16 protein-coding genes, 1 tRNA gene and 1 other RNA gene are annotated in these 17,680 nt (G+C 69.4%); 4 read left to right on the top strand and 14 right to left on the bottom strand.

Going from position 1 to position 17,680, the window contains the following annotated elements:
- The 6 genes from Pka01_RS21240 to Pka01_RS21215 form a co-directional block, all read right to left on the bottom strand.
- Complete coding sequence (locus Pka01_RS21240) at window positions 1-1,524, bottom strand: ABC transporter substrate-binding protein (RefSeq protein WP_203884562.1); 1,524 nt, start codon at window positions 1,522-1,524, stop codon at window positions 1-3.
- Window positions 1,525-1,595: 71 nt separating this feature from the next.
- Window positions 1,596-2,321, bottom strand: a complete 726-nt coding sequence (locus Pka01_RS21235; RefSeq protein WP_203884561.1) for a DUF1684 domain-containing protein — start codon at window positions 2,319-2,321, stop codon at window positions 1,596-1,598.
- A gap of 144 nt (window positions 2,322-2,465) precedes the next feature.
- Window positions 2,466-2,855: a YkvA family protein gene (locus Pka01_RS21230; RefSeq protein WP_203884560.1), complete on the bottom strand. Its 390-nt coding sequence runs from the start codon at window positions 2,853-2,855 to the stop codon at window positions 2,466-2,468.
- A gap of 75 nt (window positions 2,856-2,930) precedes the next feature.
- A complete protein-coding gene (locus Pka01_RS21225) occupies window positions 2,931-3,929 on the bottom strand; it encodes a CE1 family esterase (protein WP_203884559.1) in 999 nt (332 codons plus the stop codon).
- Between the two features lie 43 nt (window positions 3,930-3,972).
- A complete protein-coding gene (locus tag Pka01_RS21220; RefSeq protein ID WP_239115171.1) occupies window positions 3,973-4,932 on the bottom strand; it encodes an LLM class F420-dependent oxidoreductase in 960 nt (319 codons plus the stop codon).
- A gap of 63 nt (window positions 4,933-4,995) precedes the next feature.
- Window positions 4,996-5,643, bottom strand: a complete 648-nt coding sequence (locus Pka01_RS21215; protein WP_239115170.1) for a TetR/AcrR family transcriptional regulator — start codon at window positions 5,641-5,643, stop codon at window positions 4,996-4,998.
- A gap of 166 nt (window positions 5,644-5,809) precedes the next feature.
- On the opposite strand from Pka01_RS21215, the gene Pka01_RS21210 reads away from it, so the two are divergent.
- The gene (locus tag Pka01_RS21210) at window positions 5,810-6,583 is read left to right on the top strand and encodes a hypothetical protein (protein WP_203884557.1); all 774 of its coding nucleotides are present in this window, start codon (window positions 5,810-5,812) and stop codon (window positions 6,581-6,583) included.
- A gap of 443 nt (window positions 6,584-7,026) precedes the next feature.
- Here Pka01_RS21210 and Pka01_RS21205 read toward each other — a convergent pair whose 3' ends face one another.
- From Pka01_RS21205 to Pka01_RS21185, 5 genes are all read right to left on the bottom strand, one after another.
- Complete coding sequence (locus Pka01_RS21205; protein ID WP_203884556.1) at window positions 7,027-8,097, bottom strand: aspartate-semialdehyde dehydrogenase; 1,071 nt, start codon at window positions 8,095-8,097, stop codon at window positions 7,027-7,029.
- Entirely contained in the window at window positions 8,094-9,368 is a 1,275-nt protein-coding gene (locus Pka01_RS21200; protein ID WP_203884555.1) for an aspartate kinase, read from the bottom strand. The genes Pka01_RS21205 and Pka01_RS21200 overlap by 4 nt, the downstream gene beginning before the upstream one ends.
- 87 nt (window positions 9,369-9,455) lie before the next feature.
- Window positions 9,456-9,986, bottom strand: a complete 531-nt coding sequence (locus tag Pka01_RS21195; protein ID WP_203884554.1) for a DUF5063 domain-containing protein — start codon at window positions 9,984-9,986, stop codon at window positions 9,456-9,458.
- Complete coding sequence (gene recR, locus Pka01_RS21190; protein ID WP_203884553.1) at window positions 9,979-10,578, bottom strand: recombination mediator RecR; 600 nt, start codon at window positions 10,576-10,578, stop codon at window positions 9,979-9,981. The genes Pka01_RS21195 and recR overlap by 8 nt, the downstream gene beginning before the upstream one ends.
- 5 nt (window positions 10,579-10,583) lie before the next feature.
- Window positions 10,584-10,931, bottom strand: coding sequence for a YbaB/EbfC family nucleoid-associated protein (locus tag Pka01_RS21185; RefSeq protein WP_203884552.1), 348 nt, complete (start codon window positions 10,929-10,931; stop codon window positions 10,584-10,586).
- A 520-nt stretch (window positions 10,932-11,451) separates the two neighbouring features.
- On the opposite strand from Pka01_RS21185, the gene Pka01_RS21180 reads away from it, so the two are divergent.
- The gene (locus tag Pka01_RS21180; RefSeq protein WP_203884551.1) at window positions 11,452-12,861 is read left to right on the top strand and encodes a helix-turn-helix domain-containing protein; all 1,410 of its coding nucleotides are present in this window, start codon (window positions 11,452-11,454) and stop codon (window positions 12,859-12,861) included.
- A gap of 6 nt (window positions 12,862-12,867) precedes the next feature.
- On the opposite strand, the gene Pka01_RS21175 is transcribed toward Pka01_RS21180, so the two are convergent.
- Window positions 12,868-15,270, bottom strand: coding sequence for a DNA polymerase III subunit gamma and tau (locus Pka01_RS21175; RefSeq protein ID WP_203884550.1), 2,403 nt, complete (start codon window positions 15,268-15,270; stop codon window positions 12,868-12,870).
- Between the two features lie 44 nt (window positions 15,271-15,314).
- Window positions 15,315-15,410: signal recognition particle sRNA small type (gene ffs, locus Pka01_RS21170), an RNA gene on the bottom strand.
- A gap of 96 nt (window positions 15,411-15,506) precedes the next feature.
- Between ffs and Pka01_RS21165 the strand changes: the two genes are divergently transcribed.
- A tRNA-Ser gene (locus Pka01_RS21165) sits at window positions 15,507-15,592 on the top strand.
- A 208-nt stretch (window positions 15,593-15,800) separates the two neighbouring features.
- Here the strand turns inward: Pka01_RS21165 and Pka01_RS21160 are convergent.
- Window positions 15,801-16,499: a MarR family transcriptional regulator gene (locus Pka01_RS21160; protein ID WP_203884549.1), complete on the bottom strand. Its 699-nt coding sequence runs from the start codon at window positions 16,497-16,499 to the stop codon at window positions 15,801-15,803.
- A gap of 203 nt (window positions 16,500-16,702) precedes the next feature.
- On the opposite strand from Pka01_RS21160, the gene Pka01_RS21155 reads away from it, so the two are divergent.
- Window positions 16,703-17,674, top strand: a complete 972-nt coding sequence (locus Pka01_RS21155; protein WP_203884548.1) for a hypothetical protein — start codon at window positions 16,703-16,705, stop codon at window positions 17,672-17,674.
- The last annotated feature ends 6 nt before the right edge of the window (window positions 17,675-17,680 follow it).

Genomic DNA, 17,680 nt, shown 5'->3' with positions numbered 1-17,680 from the left:
TCAGGCGCTCTTCTTGATGCCGTAGGCGTAGAACTGCGAGTTGAGCCCGTTGAGCGGGTAGCCCGACAGCGACGAGGACGCCACGACGATCTGGGGATACAGGTAGAGCCAGTCGCTGGCCGCGTCGGCCGCGATCTGCTCGTTGACCTTCTTGAGCAGCGCCGTCTGCTCCTCGGCGGTGTCCGACTCCTCCGCCTGTTTCACCCACTGGGTGACCTGCGGGTTGTCGTATCCCCAGTAGAAGTCGGGATCGCCGTACCAGACGACGTCGCGGTCGTTCACGTGCTCCTGCATCGTGGCGGCGAAATCGCGGTTCTTGTAGACCTTCGTGTACCACTGGTCCGCGGTGATGATGTTGATCTTCACCGTGATCCCGACCTTGGCCAGCTCCGACTTGATGAAGGTCGCCGCCGTGGGATGCGGGTCGTAGTTGGGGGTATCGAGGGTGAACTCGAACCCGTTGGGATAACCCGCCTCGGTCAGCTCCTGCTTCGCGAGCGCCGGGTCGTACGGGTTGACCTTCGTCAGGTCCTCGTACCACGGGTCGGTCGGAGGCACCATCGAGCCGATCAGCGTGCCGTAGTCGCCCCAGATGGAGTTGAGCAGCTTCTTGTCGTCGATCGCCGAGGTGATCGCCTTGCGCACGAGCGGCTTGTCGAAGGGCGCCTTGCGGTCGTTGAACGCGAGCAGGAGCTTGGTCGTGGAGTGACCGTTGTTGACCTTGTACTTCGGATCGCCTTCGAACTGGGCCAGCGCGTCGGGGCTCTGCTCGCTGGTCACGACGTCGACGGCATCGGTCAACAGGGCGTTGTTCAGCGCGGTCGCATCGGTGAAGTAGTGGAAGACGACCTGCTTGTTCGTCGGCGCCGTGCCCCAGTAGCCGGCGAACCGGTCCAGGCTCAGCGTGGAGCCGCGCTTCCACGTGCCCAGCTTGTACGGCCCGGTGCCGTCCTCCGCGGTCGTGAGGCTCTTGGCCTGGTCGTTGACGATCCAGACGTAGCTGAGGTTGTAGACGAACGAGATCGACTTGCTCGCCAGCGTGACGGCGACCGTGTGGTCGTCCGGGGTCTCGATCTTCTTGATCCCGGAGAAGCTGCTCTTGCGTGCCGACTGCGAGTCGGGTGCGACGACCTTCTCGATGCTGTACTTCACGTCGGCCGACGTCAGCGGCTTGCCGGAGTGGAACGTCACGCCGTCGCGCAGGGTGAAGGTGTAGGTCAGGCCGTCGGGGCTGACCTTGTAGTCCTTCGCGAGGAGGTCGTCGACCTCGCCGTCGTCGGTGAGCCGGAACAGGCCCTCGTAGACGTTGCCGTTGAACGCCTCGGTGACGCCCTGCCCTCCGCCCGCGGTGTTGTCGAGGTTCTGCGGCTCGTAGAGGGATCCGATCTGGATCGTCGCGTCCTTGTCGTACGCGCCGGCGGGCGTGGCGCCGCCGGATGCCGTCTCGTCCGTGCCGCCGCAGGCGGTGAGGGCGAGGGCGAGCGCCGCGGCGGCGCCGAAGAGCGACGTCGTCTTCCTGTTCACTGTTTCTCTCCTGGGGCGGTTCGTGCGGCCGCCTGCCGTATGGGTCGTGCGGGGATCGCTGGGCGTCCGGCTCAGTGCGGGAGGAAGCCGCCCGTGAAGACCGGGACCTTCTCGCCGGCCTCGACGGGGACGTCGAAGCGGTTCTGCGCCGGGGGGAGCGGACAGTTGTAGTGGACCGAGAAGCCGCAGGGCGGCACGTAGGCCCGGTTGAAGTCCAGGACCACCGTGCGGGATCCGGGCTCCCTGGGCACCTGGAGGAAGCGGCCGCCCCCGTAGGTGACGGACCCGTTGGTCGGGTCGCCGAAGACCAGCAGCAACGTCCCGTCGTCGTCGAAGGCGCTCAGGTTGTGGGCGACGCCGTTCAGCGTGAAGGTGATGTCGCCCGGGACGACCAGGTCACGCGTGCCGCCGTTGTCGCGGATGTGCTCGAAGGGCACCGCGCGCGCCTCGGAGACCGGCGTGAAGGAGGCCTCGATCACCCACTCCGGCGCGAACGGGAAGGCCTCGATCGTGTCGAAGTGACGGATCGCCGGGGAGTCCGCGTCCCAGAGGCGGATGCCCCGCTCGGGTTCGCCGGTGCCGATGTGCCTGCGCTCCAGGCGCGTGGCCGTCACGCCGTCCGGACGCCCGTCGAGCGCCTCCTCGAGGGATACGTCCGTGCCCGGCGGCAGCCAGCGGGTCTCGACCAGGGCCAGGTTGCCCGTGGGCGAGGTCACCGCGGCGAGCCGGGAGGTCCGCCAGGCGTCCCAGCCGGCACGCGCGGAGTCGATGGTGGATGCCGAGGCGTGTGCGGACATGGCGGGGACGGCTCACTTCGATCGGGGCGGGTGGGTTTCGCCATCGGCGCCTGGAATGTACCGATAGCGAGGTTTACGACTATACCCGATCAGTAAAGGGGGTTTTATTCGACCCCTCAGTGAACGCCCTGCTGGCGGGCCGTTCTAGCGCGACTTCCTCCTGGGCGCGGCACCGCTGCGAGGCATGGCGGTGGGTGCCGCACCGCCGCGAGGCATGCCGGCCCTCTCCCACTGGACGTACTGGCCGCTCGCCCCGAGCAGCGAGGTCATCAGCCAGAGGAAGACGCCGAAGTCGTCGACGACGCCGAAGCCGATGAGGAATTCGGGGATCGCGTCGAACGGGGAGACGATGTAGGCCACGGCCAGGCCGAACATGCCCAGCTTGCCCCGGGAGACGCCGGGGAAGTCACCCCGCATCGAGCTGCGGATCATCCGCGGCAGGGCTCTGACCCGCGTCAGCAGACCGGGCGAACCTGGCCGGGACACCTCCTGGTAGGCCCGCCACGTCGCCGCCGCACGTCCCGCCTTCGCCATGCCGCCACCTCCACGAGATGAACTGCCCCCTTTGCCATCTCTTTAACGTTCCGTACTCTCCGCGCGGTTCCTCGATCAGCGCCTCGCGGGGTACCGGGTGAACGCCTGCAGGATGAGCCCGGTCGCGTCCAGCCGTGCGGTCTTCCCGAGACGGGCCAGCGGGATGCCTCCCGGCCAGGTGTGGCCGCCGCCCTCGACGACGTACGCCTCGACGGTCGAGCCGCCGGCGCACCGGAACGTCCGCAGGACGACGTCGCCTGCGGGCTCGCTCCGCGTTCCCGGGCCGCAGTCCATCGACTCGGCCCAGCGGTCGACGGTCGTCTCGAACGAGGGCAGGCGGGCCTCGCGCAACCACGCGGGCACCTCGACGCCGCCGATCCGGCCGGGCAGGCCCACCTGCCCGCCTTCGAACGGCACGACCCGGTCGGCCGTCCCGTGGAACGTGATGATCGTCGTGGGCGTGGGCCGGGCACAGGGCTTCGCGATCGTGATGCCGCTGACGGGCGCGACCGCCGCGAGTCGCCCGTTGAGGCCGCAGACGAGCGCGGCGGCCATCCCCGCGCCGTTCGACATGCCTGCGGCGAACTCGCGGGTCCGGTCGACGCACAGCGTCGCCTCGAGGTGGTCGAGCAGCGCCGCGGCCGCCTTCACCTCGACGTCCTGGTCGCCCGGCCGCACCCCGCCGAAGCCCGGGATGATCCAGCCGGCCAGGCCGGACGCCGTCTCTGGGGTCACGACGACGTAGCCCAGGTTCGGCCCGGCGATCGACAGGCGGGTGTACGCATTCTCCTGCGCGGCGTTGGAGCCCAGCCCGTGGAAGTCGAGGACGACGGGCGCGGGCGTCGTGTTGGTGAAGCCCGCCGGCATGCTCAGCAGGTAGTCCAGCCGCCTCCCGTCGACCGTCACCTGGGTTCTGCCGCCGGTCGGCACCGGCTGTCCACAGCCTGTGGACGGCCGGCCCGCGACGGATCGCGTCGGCTGCGGCTGTGAGGGCTCGGGCCGTTCGGGTGCGGGGGACGAGCACGCGGCCGTCGCGACGCCGATCGCCACGAGGACGGCCGAGATCCTCCGCATCCGCTGCCTCCCTGTCTCGTCCCCGGGATCCCTGCGAGGCCCGTCAGTCCAGTGTGGGCGCCAACTCCCGTACGGCCTGGTCGAGCGGGACGTCCCCGCCGGACAGCGGAGCGAGGACGGGGGTGTCCAGGCCGCCCGCCACATACTCCCTGATGCGGGCCCGGCAGGTGGCCGCGTCACCGTGCACGATCAGGTCGTCGACGACCTCGTCGGGGATCGCCTTGACCGCGGCCCGACGGTCGCCCGCCGCCCACGCCTCGTGCATCGGCCGCAGCACCTCGCCTCTGCCGAGCCAGTCGTGGAAGGCGGCGTACACCGGGACAGTGAGATAACCCGCCAGCATGCGCCGTGCGGTCTCCCGCGCCCTGGCGGCGTCCTGGGTGACCATCACGAACAGGCGCGCGATCAGCTCGGTCCCCTCCCCGAGCTCGGCCCTGACCTTCCTTACGTCCTGGGGCGAGAGCCAGTTGGTGATCGCGCCGTCCGCCTCCCGGGCGGCCAGGCGCAGCATGCCAGGGCGCAACGCGGCCAGCACGATCTTCGGCGGCGACGCCGGAGCCCGCTCCAGCCTGAACCCCTTCACCGCGAAGGTTTCATAGGTTTCTGTGACCTTCTCCCCCGCCAGCGCGGCGCGCAGGAAGCGCAACGTGTCACGGGTCCTGGCGTACGGCTTGACGAACTCGCCGGCGTTCCAGTGCTCCACGATCGCGGGAGACGACGCACCGATTCCGAGGACGAACCGCCCGGGCGCCAGGTCGGCGATCGTCGCCGCGGACATGGCGAGCAGGCCCGGCCCTCGCGTCGACACCGGCACGATGGCGCTGCCCAGGCGGAGAGCGGGCGCCCACTCAGCGGCCAGCGCGAGCGGGACGAATCCGTCGGCGCCGTTCACCTCGGCCGACCAGGCGTCGGTGTAACCGAGCTCGGGCAGCTGCGCGATGAGGGACCTGGACTCGATCAGCGTCTGGTCGAAGAAAGGAATCGTGATGCCCCAGCGGTCCACCGGCCACCTCATTAGCGAGTCGTTTTCACCCGACCTTACCAACCGGCCGGTATGCCGGGCGGATCATGCGCGCAGCTCACGGACCACGTCGATGAAATCCCTGGTCACACCCCTGATGCCGGGCAGGTACGACAGGGCGACGAGCCTGTCGACCAGGGAGACCGTACGGTCGATCAGCCGGAAGGTGCGCTCGCACCCGGGCGAGGTGTCGTGGACCCAGAAGAGAACGACGCCCATCGACAACAACCAGAGCAGTTCGGGCAACTCCTCGCGCAGAGCCGGGTCGATGCGGCTGTCCGACCCGTCGACGACCTGACGGTAGATGCCGATCGCCGACTCCCGAGCCGGCGCGGACTCCGGGCTGAAGGGGCTCAGCGGATTGCTGGGCTCCGCCGCGTGCTTGAAGAACTTCACGGCGAACTCGTGGTAGGGCTCCGAGATCCGCACCCACTCCCTGAGCACGCCGCCCAGCCGTCCGGCGAACGACCTCTCCACCGCGAGCACCTCGCAGCAGGCCGCCTCGTGCTCGGACTGGGCCCGGTCGTAGTAGGCCTGGACGAGCTGCTCCTTGGACGCGAAGTAGTAGTAGGCGTTTCCGACGGAGACACCGGCTTCTGTGGCGATCGCACGCATGGTGGTCGCCTCGAAACCACGCTCCTTGAACAGCCTGAGGGCCGTATCGACGATCAGCTGGCGGGTCTTCTCGGCCACTTCGTCACTGTACGGCTTTCACCCGGGTCCGGTCATGGACCCTCCACATGATCGACGACTGGGGGCAAATTCCCGGCCCCGGCAGGAATGACCACGTTCGGACTGTGGCATCGATCATCATGGCGAGCTCCCCCGCCACGATGAGCAGATCGTCACCGGGGAGCACATGGGCATACATCCGTCATGGTCGGTCCTGGCGGGCGCTTCTTGCGTCCTCGCACTACTCCTGGCCACCCTGCTCCTGGTCGCGCAGCCGAGCTTCGCGGGCACTCCGCCGCCCGATCCCGCCCTCCTCGTTGCGGCGCCGGCCGAGGCACAACTCGAGGCGCCGGCCGAGGCTCTGGCCGAGGCGCAGCTTTCGGTGCCGGGCGAGGTGCCGGGCGAGGTGCCGGGCGAGGTGCCGGGCGAGGTGCCGGGCGAGGCGCCGCAGCCTCCGTCTTTGCCTCTCGGGGCCGACCCGCCGCGCAGGTCCCTGGTGGGCACCTTCACCGCGACGATCCGCACGTGGGATGCCACGGCCACGGCCGTACGGATGGACCAGGACCAGGCCATGCACGACCTCCTGTCCGCCGGGCTCCGCTGGAAGTCGAGCGGGCACTGCGTGAACGCCGATCGGCGCACCTGCACATCGCTGGAAGACATCAGGTACGGCACGCTCATGCAGGCGATCGACCTGAAACGCGTGAGCGGATGCCCGATCATCGTCACCGGAGGGACGGAGAAGGGCCACGCGGGAGGCCGCTTCAGCCACAGGAAAGGCTTCAAGGTCGACATCGCGCACAACGCGTGTGTCGATTCCTTCATCACCAGGACGTACCGGTTCTGGAAGGTCAGAGGCGACGGAGCCGATCTCTACCGCCCGCCCCCGATGCCGGGGCTCCCCCCCGACCTCGACGTCTACGCCGACGAACCCACCCACTGGGACATCCTCTTCCGCTAACCCCCCACACGCTGCACAAACCCCACGCGTGATCATGCACGGGTTCGCGAATCGCTGGATTGACCAGGCACGATGCCGTCCGTGATCATGCACACGTTCTCGGCATGCCTCGGCGAGCTGGGTGAATGCCTGTTGTGATCATGCACTTCGGCGACTCCATGTCGGCCTTGCGCCGGGGATCCGACTACTCACGATCAGGCCTCGCACGAGCGGCACGGGCCGCGATGCATGATCACACACCGAATAGGCCCTGGCCCAAGACGGCTTCCGCGAAGGCGTGCATGATCACGAATGATGTTTAACCAGGTCAGCCCATAGATTCGCGAGCCTGTGCATGATCACGCGTTACGTTGGGCTGGTCAACCACCCCATCGCCGAGCCTGTGCATGATCACGCGCGAGGGGTGAGCTGGTCACACCCCCCGCACGCGAATCTGTGCATGATCACGCCGAGAATTCGGCGGCGACCAGGGCGGCGATTTCGGCGGTGTTCAGGGCGGCGCCCTTGCGGAGATTGTCACCGCACACGAACAGATCCAGGGTGTTCGGGAAATCGAGCGCCTGGCGGATCCGGCCCACGTACGTCGGGTCGGTTCCCACGACGTCGGCGGGGGTCGGGAAGACCCCGTTCGCCGGGTCGTCCAGCACCACCACGGTCGGCGCGGCGTCCAGCACCTGCCGGGCGCCCTCCACCGTGATCTCCCGCTCGAACGTCGCGTGGACCGCGAGCGAATGGGTGGTCACGACCGGGACGCGTACGCAGGTCGCCGACACCCGGAGGTCGGGGATGCCGAGGATCTTGCGCGACTCGTTGCGGACCTTGAGCTCCTCCGACGACCAGCCGTCGTCCTTGAGCGAGCCGGCCCACGGCACCACGTTGAGGATCAGCGGAGCGGGGAACGGCGAGCCCGCGAGGTCGGGCACGGCCTTGCGCACGTCACCCGCGACGGTGCCCATCGTCCGGTCGCCCGCGACGGCCTCGATCTCCTGGTAGAGCCGCTCGGGGCCGATCATCCCGGCGCCGGAGACCGCCTGGTACGACGCGACCACCAGTTCGCGCAGGCCGTACTGCCGGTGCAGGGCGCCCATGGCGGCCATCATCGACAAGGTCGTGCAGTTGGGGTTGGCGATGATGCCCTTGGGCCGCTCGAGCGCCTGCTCCGGGTTGCACTCGGGCACCACGAGCGGCACCTCGGGGTCCATCCGGAAGGCGCCGGAGTTGTCGACCGCGACCGCGCCGCGCGAGGCGGCGATCGGCGCCCATTCGGCGGACACCTCGTCGGGCACGTCGAACATCGCGATGTCGACCCCGTCGAACGCCTCGGGGGCCAGCGCCTGGACGACGACGTCCTCACCGCGGACCTGGAGCACCTTCCCCGCCGAGCGCGGCGAGGCGATCAGCCGGATCTCTCCGTACGCCTCGGAGAGGTCGGCCCGGTTGGTCAGGATGTCGAGCATGACGGTGCCGACGGCTCCGGTCGCACCGACCACGGCCAGCGTGGGCTTGCGGCTCATCGTCCGGTACCTCCGTAGACCACGGCCTCGACCTGGTCGGAGTCGAGGTCGAAGGCCCGGTGGGCGGCGTTGACGGCCGAGTCCACGTCGTTCTGCCCGACGACGACGGAGATGCGGATCTCGGAGGTCGAGATCATCTCGATGTTCACCCCGGCGTCGGCCAGCGCGCCGAAGAACTTGGCGGTGACACCCGGGTGCGACCGCATCCCCGCGCCGATCAGCGAGACCTTGCCGATCTGGTCGTCGTAGAGCAGCTTCTCGAAGCCGACCTGGCTCTGCATCTTGTTCAGCGCGGTGAGCGCCGTCTGGCTGTCGTTGGTCGGCAGCGTGAACGAGATGTCCGTCCGCCCGGTGGCGGCGGCGGAGACGTTCTGGACGATCATGTCGATGTTGATCTCGGCGTCGGCCAGCGTACGGAAGATGGCCGCAGCCTCGCCGACCTTGTCCGGAACACCGACCACGGTGATCTTGGCCTCACTCCGGTCGTGTGCGACGCCGGAGATGATGGGCTGCTCCATCTCGGTTCCTTCGATCCTGGGGTCGGAGACGACCCACGTGCCTTCCCGGGCGCTGAACGAGCTTCTGACGTGAATCGGCAGGCCGAACCGCCGCGCGTACTCCACGCATCGCAGGTGGAGGATCTTGGCGCCGCAGGCGGCCATCTCCAGCGTCTCCTCGTAGGAGATCCGCGGAATCTGGCGGGCCGTCCGGACGATGCGCGGGTCGGCGGTGAAGATGCCGTCGACGTCGGTGTAGATCTCGCACACGTCCGCGCCGAGCGCGGCCGCCAGGGCGACGGCGGTGGTGTCCGAGCCGCCTCGTCCCAGCGTCGTGATGTCCTTGGTGTCCTGGGACACGCCCTGGAAACCGGCCACGATCGCGATCTGGCCGGCGTCGAGCGCCCCCCTGATCCGGCCGGGCGTCACGTCGATGATGCGCGCCTTGCCGTGGGAGGAGTCGGTGATGACGCCCGCCTGGGAGCCGGTGAAGCTACGCGCCTCCTGACCCAGGTTGGCGATCGCCATCGCCAGCAGCGCCATCGAGATCCGCTCCCCGGAGGTGAGCAGCATGTCGAGTTCGCGGCCCGGAGGCAGCGGGGACACCTGCTTGGCCAGATCGAGCAGTTCGTCGGTCGTGTCGCCCATCGCGGAGACGATCACGACGACGTCGTTGCCGGCTTTTTTCGTCGCCACGATTCGCTGGGCGACCCGCTTGATGCAGGCGGCGTCGGCGACGGAGGAACCACCGTATTTCTGGACAACGAGCGCCACAGGACTCTCCGAACGAATCAGGACGTGGAGCTCACAGTGTACTTGGGGGTCCCAAAGCCCGATCTGACTAGATCAGCATGTGGACGATCAGACGACCGTGCTCTCTTCCACCACGTCGAGACGGGTGTGCGCGACGAGCGCGTGCAGCGCACGCAGCGCGGCGCCCGCGTGGTTCCCCCACGTGTTGAAGTAGGAGTACTGCCACCACCACAGCGCCTCGAGCGGCCGGCCGGCCCAGTAGTGCCGCAGCCCGTGGATCAAGTCGGCCGCGACCGCGGACAGGTCGTCGGACAGCCGGTACGGCGTCACGCCCGTGTCCTTGTACGGGTCGAACACCTCGGCGTAGTCGTCCACCGGCCCGAGGCGCGTGGCGAGAGCCGTACGGAGCGGGTCGATGTCGGGGTCGTCGCTCAGCGCGGGCTCGACGTTGCCCCTGAGGATCACGTCCTCCATGGCTCCGAGCTGGGTGCCCGCGAGGCTGACCTGCGCCACCTCCACCAGGAGCAGGGGCAGGATGGCGTCGCCGCCCTCGCCGCCCGCCAGGCGGGTCAGCCCGTCGATGTAGTTCTGGGCGTGTCCGGCAACCCGTTCGGCCAGGTTGTTCAGCTCTTCAGACATCCAGCAGCCTCCGTCCTTCGAAAGCGCGGCCCAAGGTGACCTCGTCGGCGTACTCGAGGTCACCGCCTACAGGCAGACCGCTGGCCAGTCGTGTCACTTTCAGCCCCAGGGGCTTGACGAGCCTGGCCAGATAGGTGGCCGTCGCCTCGCCCTCGAGGTTCGGGTCGGTCGCGAGGATCAGTTCGGTCACCTGGCCGTCGGCCAGGCGCGCCATCAGCTCGCGGATCTTCAGATCGTCGGGACCCACGCCGTCGATCGGGCTGATCGCCCCGCCGAGGACGTGGTAGCGACCACGGAACTCGCGGGTCCTCTCGATCGCCACGACGTCTTTCGACTCCTCGACGACACAGATCACATGCGGGTCGCGCCGCTGGTCCCGGCAGATCCGGCACTCCACCTCCGCGGCGACGTTGCCGCAGATCCGGCAGAAGCGGACCTTCTCCTTGACCTCGAGCAGCGCGTGCGCCAACCGCTTCACATCCGCAGGCTCGGCGGCGAGCAGATGGAAGGCGATGCGCTGCGCGCTCTTCGGACCGACGCCGGGCAGCAGCCCGAGCTCGTCGATCAGGTTCTGGACGACCCCTTCGTACATGGCTTCTAGAACCCCGGCAGCTGGCCGAGGCCGCCGCCGAGCCCCTGTGCGAGCGGGCCGAGTTTCTCCTGCTGCAGCTCCGCGGCGGCGCGAACGGCGTCACGCACGGCGGCGAGCACGAGGTCGGCGACCGTGTCGGCGGTCTCCTGCGCGTCGTCGCCGTCGATGGCGTTCGGGCTGATCTCGAGCTCGAGCAGTTCGCCGCTGCCGTTCACGGTGGCGACCACGAGACCGCCTCCCGCGCTGCCCTCGACCTCCGCATCGCTGAGCTCCTGCTGCGCGGAGACGAGCTGCTGCTGCATCAGCTGAGCCTGCTCCAGCAACTGCTGGAGGTTGACATCCCCTGGGTTCACAATCCTGCGCTCCTCAGCGTCCTGCGACGTGTTCGTCGCGACGAGCCTACGGGGTTCGCGGCCGTTCTGGCACTGGCGCGCCTGCGTGTTCCCCGCAATCGGCAGCGCAATCACAAACGAAGGTCAAGAGCCATAGGCCCAGGCAGGGGGACGCAACACACGCGCCAACCGGGCCTCTCGGCAGCCTCGCCCCACAGGTTCGATGAACGGGAAAAGAGGCATTAACCGGAAATGACAGAAGGAACCGCACGGATGGGAACCGCGCTACCCCCACAGTTCCCATCCATGCGGAATCCTGGTCCGGCCGATTCCCGTCCCCCCTCCAGCGGCAGGGAGTCGCCCTTCCCATCACGCCTGGTCGTCGCCGTCCGACGTGACGAGGCAAACGTAACCGGCCCTACGTTGCATACAGGTTGCGATCAAATGGTTACTCATGGAGATTGGCAAATGCCGTCTCGGATGTTAGGCAGTTGTCGAGACGTCCTCCATACGCTTCACCCGACCGCCCCGGGGGTGCCTGATGCCGGACCTGTCAGTCCGCCGGTTCCACGAGGCGCTGATGAGGGGTGACCGCACCGGCGAAGGCGGGCCGCGCAAGGCCATCCTGGAGTCCTGGCGCCGGTCCCTCGACGCCGGAATCGATCCCGACCGGCACGCTGCCCCGTTGATCTACGACACCGACGAGATCGGTGACGCGCGGGCGAGCCACCCGATGAGCCGGCTGCTCCCGATGCTCCGCCACACACTGCTGCAGATCGCCGACGAGGCCGCGCACATCATGGTGATCACCGACGCCGACGGCATGGTCCTGTGGCGCGAAGGACACCACCAGGTCCGCAGGAAGGCCGACACGATCGGCCTGGCCGACGGCTTCCACTGGTCGGAGCAGGCGGTGGGCACCAACGGCATCGGCACGGCGCTGGCCATGAAGAAGCCGGCGCACGTCTACGCGGCCGAGCATCTGGCCCTCGCTCTGCACGACTGGTCCTGCGCCGGCGCGCCCGTCGTCGACCCCGACTCGGGCGGTGTGCTCGGCTGCCTCGACATCACCGGGACCTCCCGCGCCCTGCATCCCGCGTCCGTCGCCCTCGTCGCAGCGGCGGCCCGCCTGGCGGAGAGCCATCTCATGTTGTGGATGCGCGAGCACGACGAGCGGCTGCGGGCGCGCTACCACCGCCCCGGCCGTTCCGGCACTCTCGTCACCCTGACCGGCCGGATCATCGCCGGCGACCGGCGGCTCGGGGCGCGGGTCCCGCTTCCGGACCACGGTGACCGCATGGTGCTGCCGGACGGCCGCGTCGCCGTCCTCGAGCCTCTCGGGGACGCCTATCGGATCCATACGCTGGACTCGTCCCCCGTCCCCCGGCTCACGCTGAACCTGCTGGGCGCCGACCATCCCTTCGCGTACCTCGACGGCATCCGGGTCCCGCTCTCGCTCAGGCACGCGGAGATACTCACGCTGCTGGCCGCCCACCCGCGCGGCCTGACCGCCGAGAGGCTCTCCTACCTCCTGTACGGCGACGACGGAAACCCGGTGACCATCCGGGCCGAGATCCACCGCCTCCGATCCCAGCTGACCAGGGCCATCGCCGCCAAGCCGTACAGGCTGACCTGCGAGGTCTCCGCGGACTTCCTCACCGTACGGCAGGCGCTCGCGGCCGGTGACCTCGCGACCGTGGCCCGCCACTACCAGGGGCCGCTGCTTCCCCGTTCGGAGGCCCCGGCCATCCGGCAGGCGCGGAACGAACTGGAGGCCAGGGTCCGCACGGGTCTACTGACGAGGGGCACGATCGACGATCTGTGGACCTACGCCCAGACCACCGCCGGGCACGACGACGTCGAAGTGCTCGAACGCCTCGTTTCGGCGCTCCCCGAGGGGGACGAGCGCCACGCCGCGGCTTCGGTACGGCTCAGCCTCGACGGCGGGTGACCCGGGTCACGAGTGGTCGATCTCCTCGATGATCCGGCCGCCGAGCTCACGCTGGATGAGAGCCATGCCGCTGAGCTCGCTCGCCTCGGCGTCGTTCAACGAGTCGACGTCGTCGGCCTCGGACGCGGGCGCGGCTTTACGGCTCGGCACCGACTCGGGCCACGCCTGGCGGGGTCCCGCCTGAGCGGCGGCTCTCGCGGCCGACTTCGCGGCGGCCAGGCCGGAACCGGCCGCCCGGCCGGCTCTCGCGCCGGCCGTGGCCATCGCCGGGCCGTCGTCGTCGTCGGACGGCTCGTCCGGCCAGGACTCGTCGGTCATCGCGGACGGTCCCGAGGCGACCGGGCCAGCCGCGTTCCCTGCCGTGCTCAAGCCGCTCTGCCCGGAACCGTTGTGTCCCGAACCGTTGTGTCCCGAGCCGTTCTGAGCAGAACCGTTTTGAGCCGCGCCGTTCTGCCGTGAGCCGTTCTGCGTCTGGCTGTTTCCTGAGGCGCCTGCCAGAGCGGCGTCCTCGCTTACCGCGGTGCCCGGCGACCCCGCCGACGGCTGATCGGACCCGCGAACCTCAGGACCCCGGCCCCCCGTCGTGCCGGCGTCCACCGGTCCGGCCGGGGGAGATCCCGCGCCCGGCCCTGAGCCGTGGCCGTTGGGCGCCGCGGGGCCGCCCACCGGGCCGTTGCCGCCGGACGGTGCGGCGGGACCGCGCGCGCCCATGCCGCCGCCGGGACCGGAGCCGCCGACGACCACGTCCACTCGCCAGTTGCCGCCGAGGACGTCGCCGAGCGCCGCGACCACCACTTCGTCGCGCTTGCCCTTGAGGAATCCCTGGACGTCGCCCGGCTTCTCGAAGCCCACGGTGACGAGGTTGCCCTCCACGCCCAGCAACCGGCCCTGGGCGTTGAGGATCATCCAGGCGACCCGCTGCCTGTTCTTGACCGCCTCCAGGACCCGCGGCCAGGCCTGCTGCACCGGCCCTCCCGCACCGCCGACGGGATCGGGCCCGGTCTGGGCGGCCTCGGGCGCCGCCGCCGGGGTCGCGGGCCTCGCGGGCGTCGGCCAGTCGTCGTCGCCCTGGACGGCGGACGGCTCCGCCCCGGTGGCCGCCGCCGAGACCGAGACGGCAGGAGCGGAGGGCTCGGGCCGCGGAGCCGAGGCGGACGGGGCGCTCTGGGGATGAGCCTGGACGGGCACCTGAGGCGCCGGCTGCGGCGGGACGGCCGACGAGGCGACGGGCGCCGCGTAGGGTGCCGCGGACACGCCGCCGCGCTCGAGACGTTCGAGGCGCGCGAGCATCGCGGTCTCGCCCTGGTCCACGGCGGGCAGCAGGACGCGGGCGCACATCAACTCGAGGAGCAGCCGGGGGGACGTCGCCCCGCGCATCTCGGTCAGCCCGGTGTTGAAGACCTCGGCGGCCCGGGTGAGCTCGGCCGGTCCCATCGAGGCGGCCTGCGCCTGCAGGCCGGTCAGCTCGTCGGCGGGGCGGTCGAGAAGCCCGTTGCTCGCGGCCTCGGGGACGTTCGCGAGGATCACCAGGTCGCGGAAGCGCTCCAGCAGGTCCATGGCGAACCGGCGGGGGTCGTGACCACCCTCGATGACGCGGTTCAGCGTCTGGAAAACCTGCGCGCCGTCGTGCTTGGCGAAGGCGTCGATCACCTCGTCGAGCAGGCCTCCGTCGGTGTAGCCGAGCAGGGAGACCGCGCGCTGGTAGGTGATGCCGCCCTCGTCCGCTCCCGCCAGGAGCTGGTCGAGGATCGACAGGGAGTCTCTGGCCGAGCCGGCGCCCGCGCGGACCACCAACGGCAGCGCGGCCGGTTCGTACGGCACCGCCTCCGAGTCGAGGATCTCCTCCATGAGCTGCCGGAGCGTGCTCGGCGGCATGAGCCGGAACGGATAGTGGTGGGTGCGGGACTTGATCGTCCCGATGACCTTCTCCGGCTCGGTGGTCGCGAAGACGAACTTCAGGTGCGGCGGAGGCTCTTCGACGAGCTTGAGCAGCGCGTTGAAGCCCTCACGCGTGACCATGTGGGCCTCGTCGATGATGTAGATCTTGAAACGGGCCGAGACGGGGGCGAAGAACGCCCGCTCACGAAGGTCGCGGGCGTCGTCCACACCACCGTGGGAGGCGGCGTCGATCTCGATGACGTCGAGGTGACCCGGCCCGGTGGGGGCCAGGGCGACACAGGAGTCACACTCGCCGCACGGATCGGGCGTGGGGCCCTTCTCGCAGTTGAGGGACCTGGCGAGGATGCGGGCGCTGGACGTCTTGCCGCAACCGCGGGGACCGCTGAACAGGTAGGCGTGGTTGATCCGGCCGCTGCGCAGGGCCTGCCGCAGCGGCTCCGTGACGTGCTCTTGCCCCTTGACCTCGGCGAACGTCCCGGGCCTGTACTTGCGGTACAGCGCAAGGCTCATGCCGTCTCCTCGGGGGTTCAACCCGGCGGGCGGTCCCGCTAACTGAAAAGAACCCCTCGCGCACCCGCCAGAGCCCGCTTATCCTTGCTGCCTTCCGGCCCTGGGGAGGTTCACAGGATGACGCCGCGCGAGGGGTCCGAGGCACAGTCTAACCACTCCAGGCGTGTGCGCAGGCCGTGAAAACCCGCGAAAAACCGCGGTCACCGTATGGCTGAACGTCCGCTAAGCTGTTCGGCGGAGGATTCGCCTAGTTGGCCTAGGGCGCACGCTTGGAAAGCGTGTTGGGGGCAACCCCTCAGGAGTTCGAATCTCCTATCCTCCGCGCCTGGTTGAGGCAGAAGCAAGAAGGGGTCGACCCTATCCAGTCGGCCCCTTCTTGCTGTCCGGGGTCTCAGTTCCCGTCCCAGCGATCGGCCGATGCGCCCCCTTGGCGCTCACCACCGCCCTGAGCATGCAAGACGGCATCCTTCACCGCATGGGACCCCTGTCTCCGGTATCCCCCTGCGCCGGGTGAGGCGGGACCCTGCCGGTCATGTGCGGCCGGCTGTTCGCTTGGAGGCGTGGGCCTGGCGCCACTGCTCGGCCGCCTGCAGCATCGCGCTGCCGACGTGGTCGAAGAAGTCGCCGATGTCCAGCAGCCGGATCCCGGCGGGTGAGGCGGCTCCGAGGGTGCCGGCCGCCCGGCGGGCGAAGTCGGCCACCTGCGTGTTCTGGCGGGCGCTGGCCATCCAGCCACGGAAGAGAGCGTCGGCGTCGATGACGTAGTGGTCGCGGCGCCGGCGTGGGTCACGTTCGCGGCGGACCAGTGCCTGGTGTTCGAGCTCGCCGACGGCCTTGGAGATGGAGGCGGGGCTGACCTGCAGGTGCCGGGTGAGCTCGGCGGCGGTGAGGCTGCCGCTGTCGGTGAGGTAGAGGCTGGCGAGCACGCGGGCGGTCATCCGCGACAGGCCGGTGGCGATCATGATTTCGGTGAACTGCTCTTCCAGGTCATCGACCGCCTTGACCTCGGGTTCCCCGGAGGCCGGCTGGCTCCTCCTGGCGCGTTCCCGGGTGGCCTCGTGCGCCTGGTCTGCCTGGTAGCCATCGGGGCCGCCGTTGCGAGCCACTTCGCGGGTGACGGTGGACAGCGGCCGATCCAGGCTGGCGGCGATCTCGGTGTAGGTGAGCCCTTCAGCCAGGCCGTCGGCGATCTGCCGACGGTCCTGGTGGGTCAACCTGCCTCCGGGCATGGTGCACCTTCCTGATCGCGGCGGCGCGGACATCGCAGTCTCGCATCCACTCGAAGCTCATTGCAAGTCGATCACTTGCATTCACCTTCATTCCATTGCAATGCACACTCCTCATGCCTGTTAAACGGCAGATACGTTGTTGACGAAACACTGAACGCAAGTTAGCTTTTCGCATGTCGAAACGATCTGCGATCGGAGTCCCTGTGAAGTCCTGGCATCGTCCGCTGCTGATCTGCGCGGGCCTCATGTTCACCCTGATGCTCGTCTGCGTCGCCGGGCTGCTGATCGACGACCGGACGCTGCTGGGCGAGTCGGTGTGGGTCAAACCGTTGAAGTTCGGCTTCGCCTTCGGCCTCTACGCCGGGACACTCGCCTGGCTGCTGTCCAAGCTGGTCAAGGGCAGGCGGCTCGGCTGGTGGGTCGGCACCGTGTTCGCCGCCGCCGCGACCGTTGAGGTCGGCGTCATCACCCTGCAGGCCGCCCGCGGCACCATCAGCCACTTCAACGCCGACCAGAGCGATCCCATCACCTTGGCGCTGGTCCCGTTTCTCACCTACGGCGTGATGATCATCCTGATCGCGCAGCTGATCATCGGGATCATGGTGCTGATCCAGCGCACCGCCGGTCCCGCGCTCACCCGCGCGATCCGCGCCGGGCTGGGACTGGCCACCGTCGGCATGCTCGTCCCGCTCTACTGGATGGTCACCGACATTCACCCCCGTACGGTCACCGACGCCAACGGTGCCCAGATCCCCATGTTCCAGGGCCACGGCATCGGCGACCCCGACGGCCACGGCATGCCCCTCACCAACTGGAGCGTCACCGGCGGGGACTTCCGCGTCCCGCACTTCTTCGGCCTGCACGGCATCCAGGTGCTGCTCGTCCTCACCGCGGTCCTGGCCGCCCTGGCCACCCGGTACGCCTGGTTGCGGGACGAGCGGGTGCGTGCCCGCCTGGTGGGTGCCGCCGCCCTCGGCTACAGCGGCCTCGTCGCCGTCGTGACCTGGCAGGCCGCCCGCGGCCAGTCCCTGATCCACCCCGACGCGGCCACCCTCGCCGCCTTCGCCGCGGTGGCACTGGTCACCGCGCTCGCCACCGCCGGGACCATCCTCGCGGCCAGGCGAGCCGTACGGCAGGCCGCGGGCACAGAGCCCCGCCGGCTGATCTCACTTTGATCCTCG

This window comes from Planotetraspora kaengkrachanensis (genome assembly GCF_016862895.1).
GTDB lineage: Bacteria > Actinomycetota > Actinomycetes > Streptosporangiales > Streptosporangiaceae > Planotetraspora > Planotetraspora kaengkrachanensis.
Note: the sequence above shows the minus strand (reverse complement) of the source record. Positions and strands in the feature narration are given on the sequence as shown.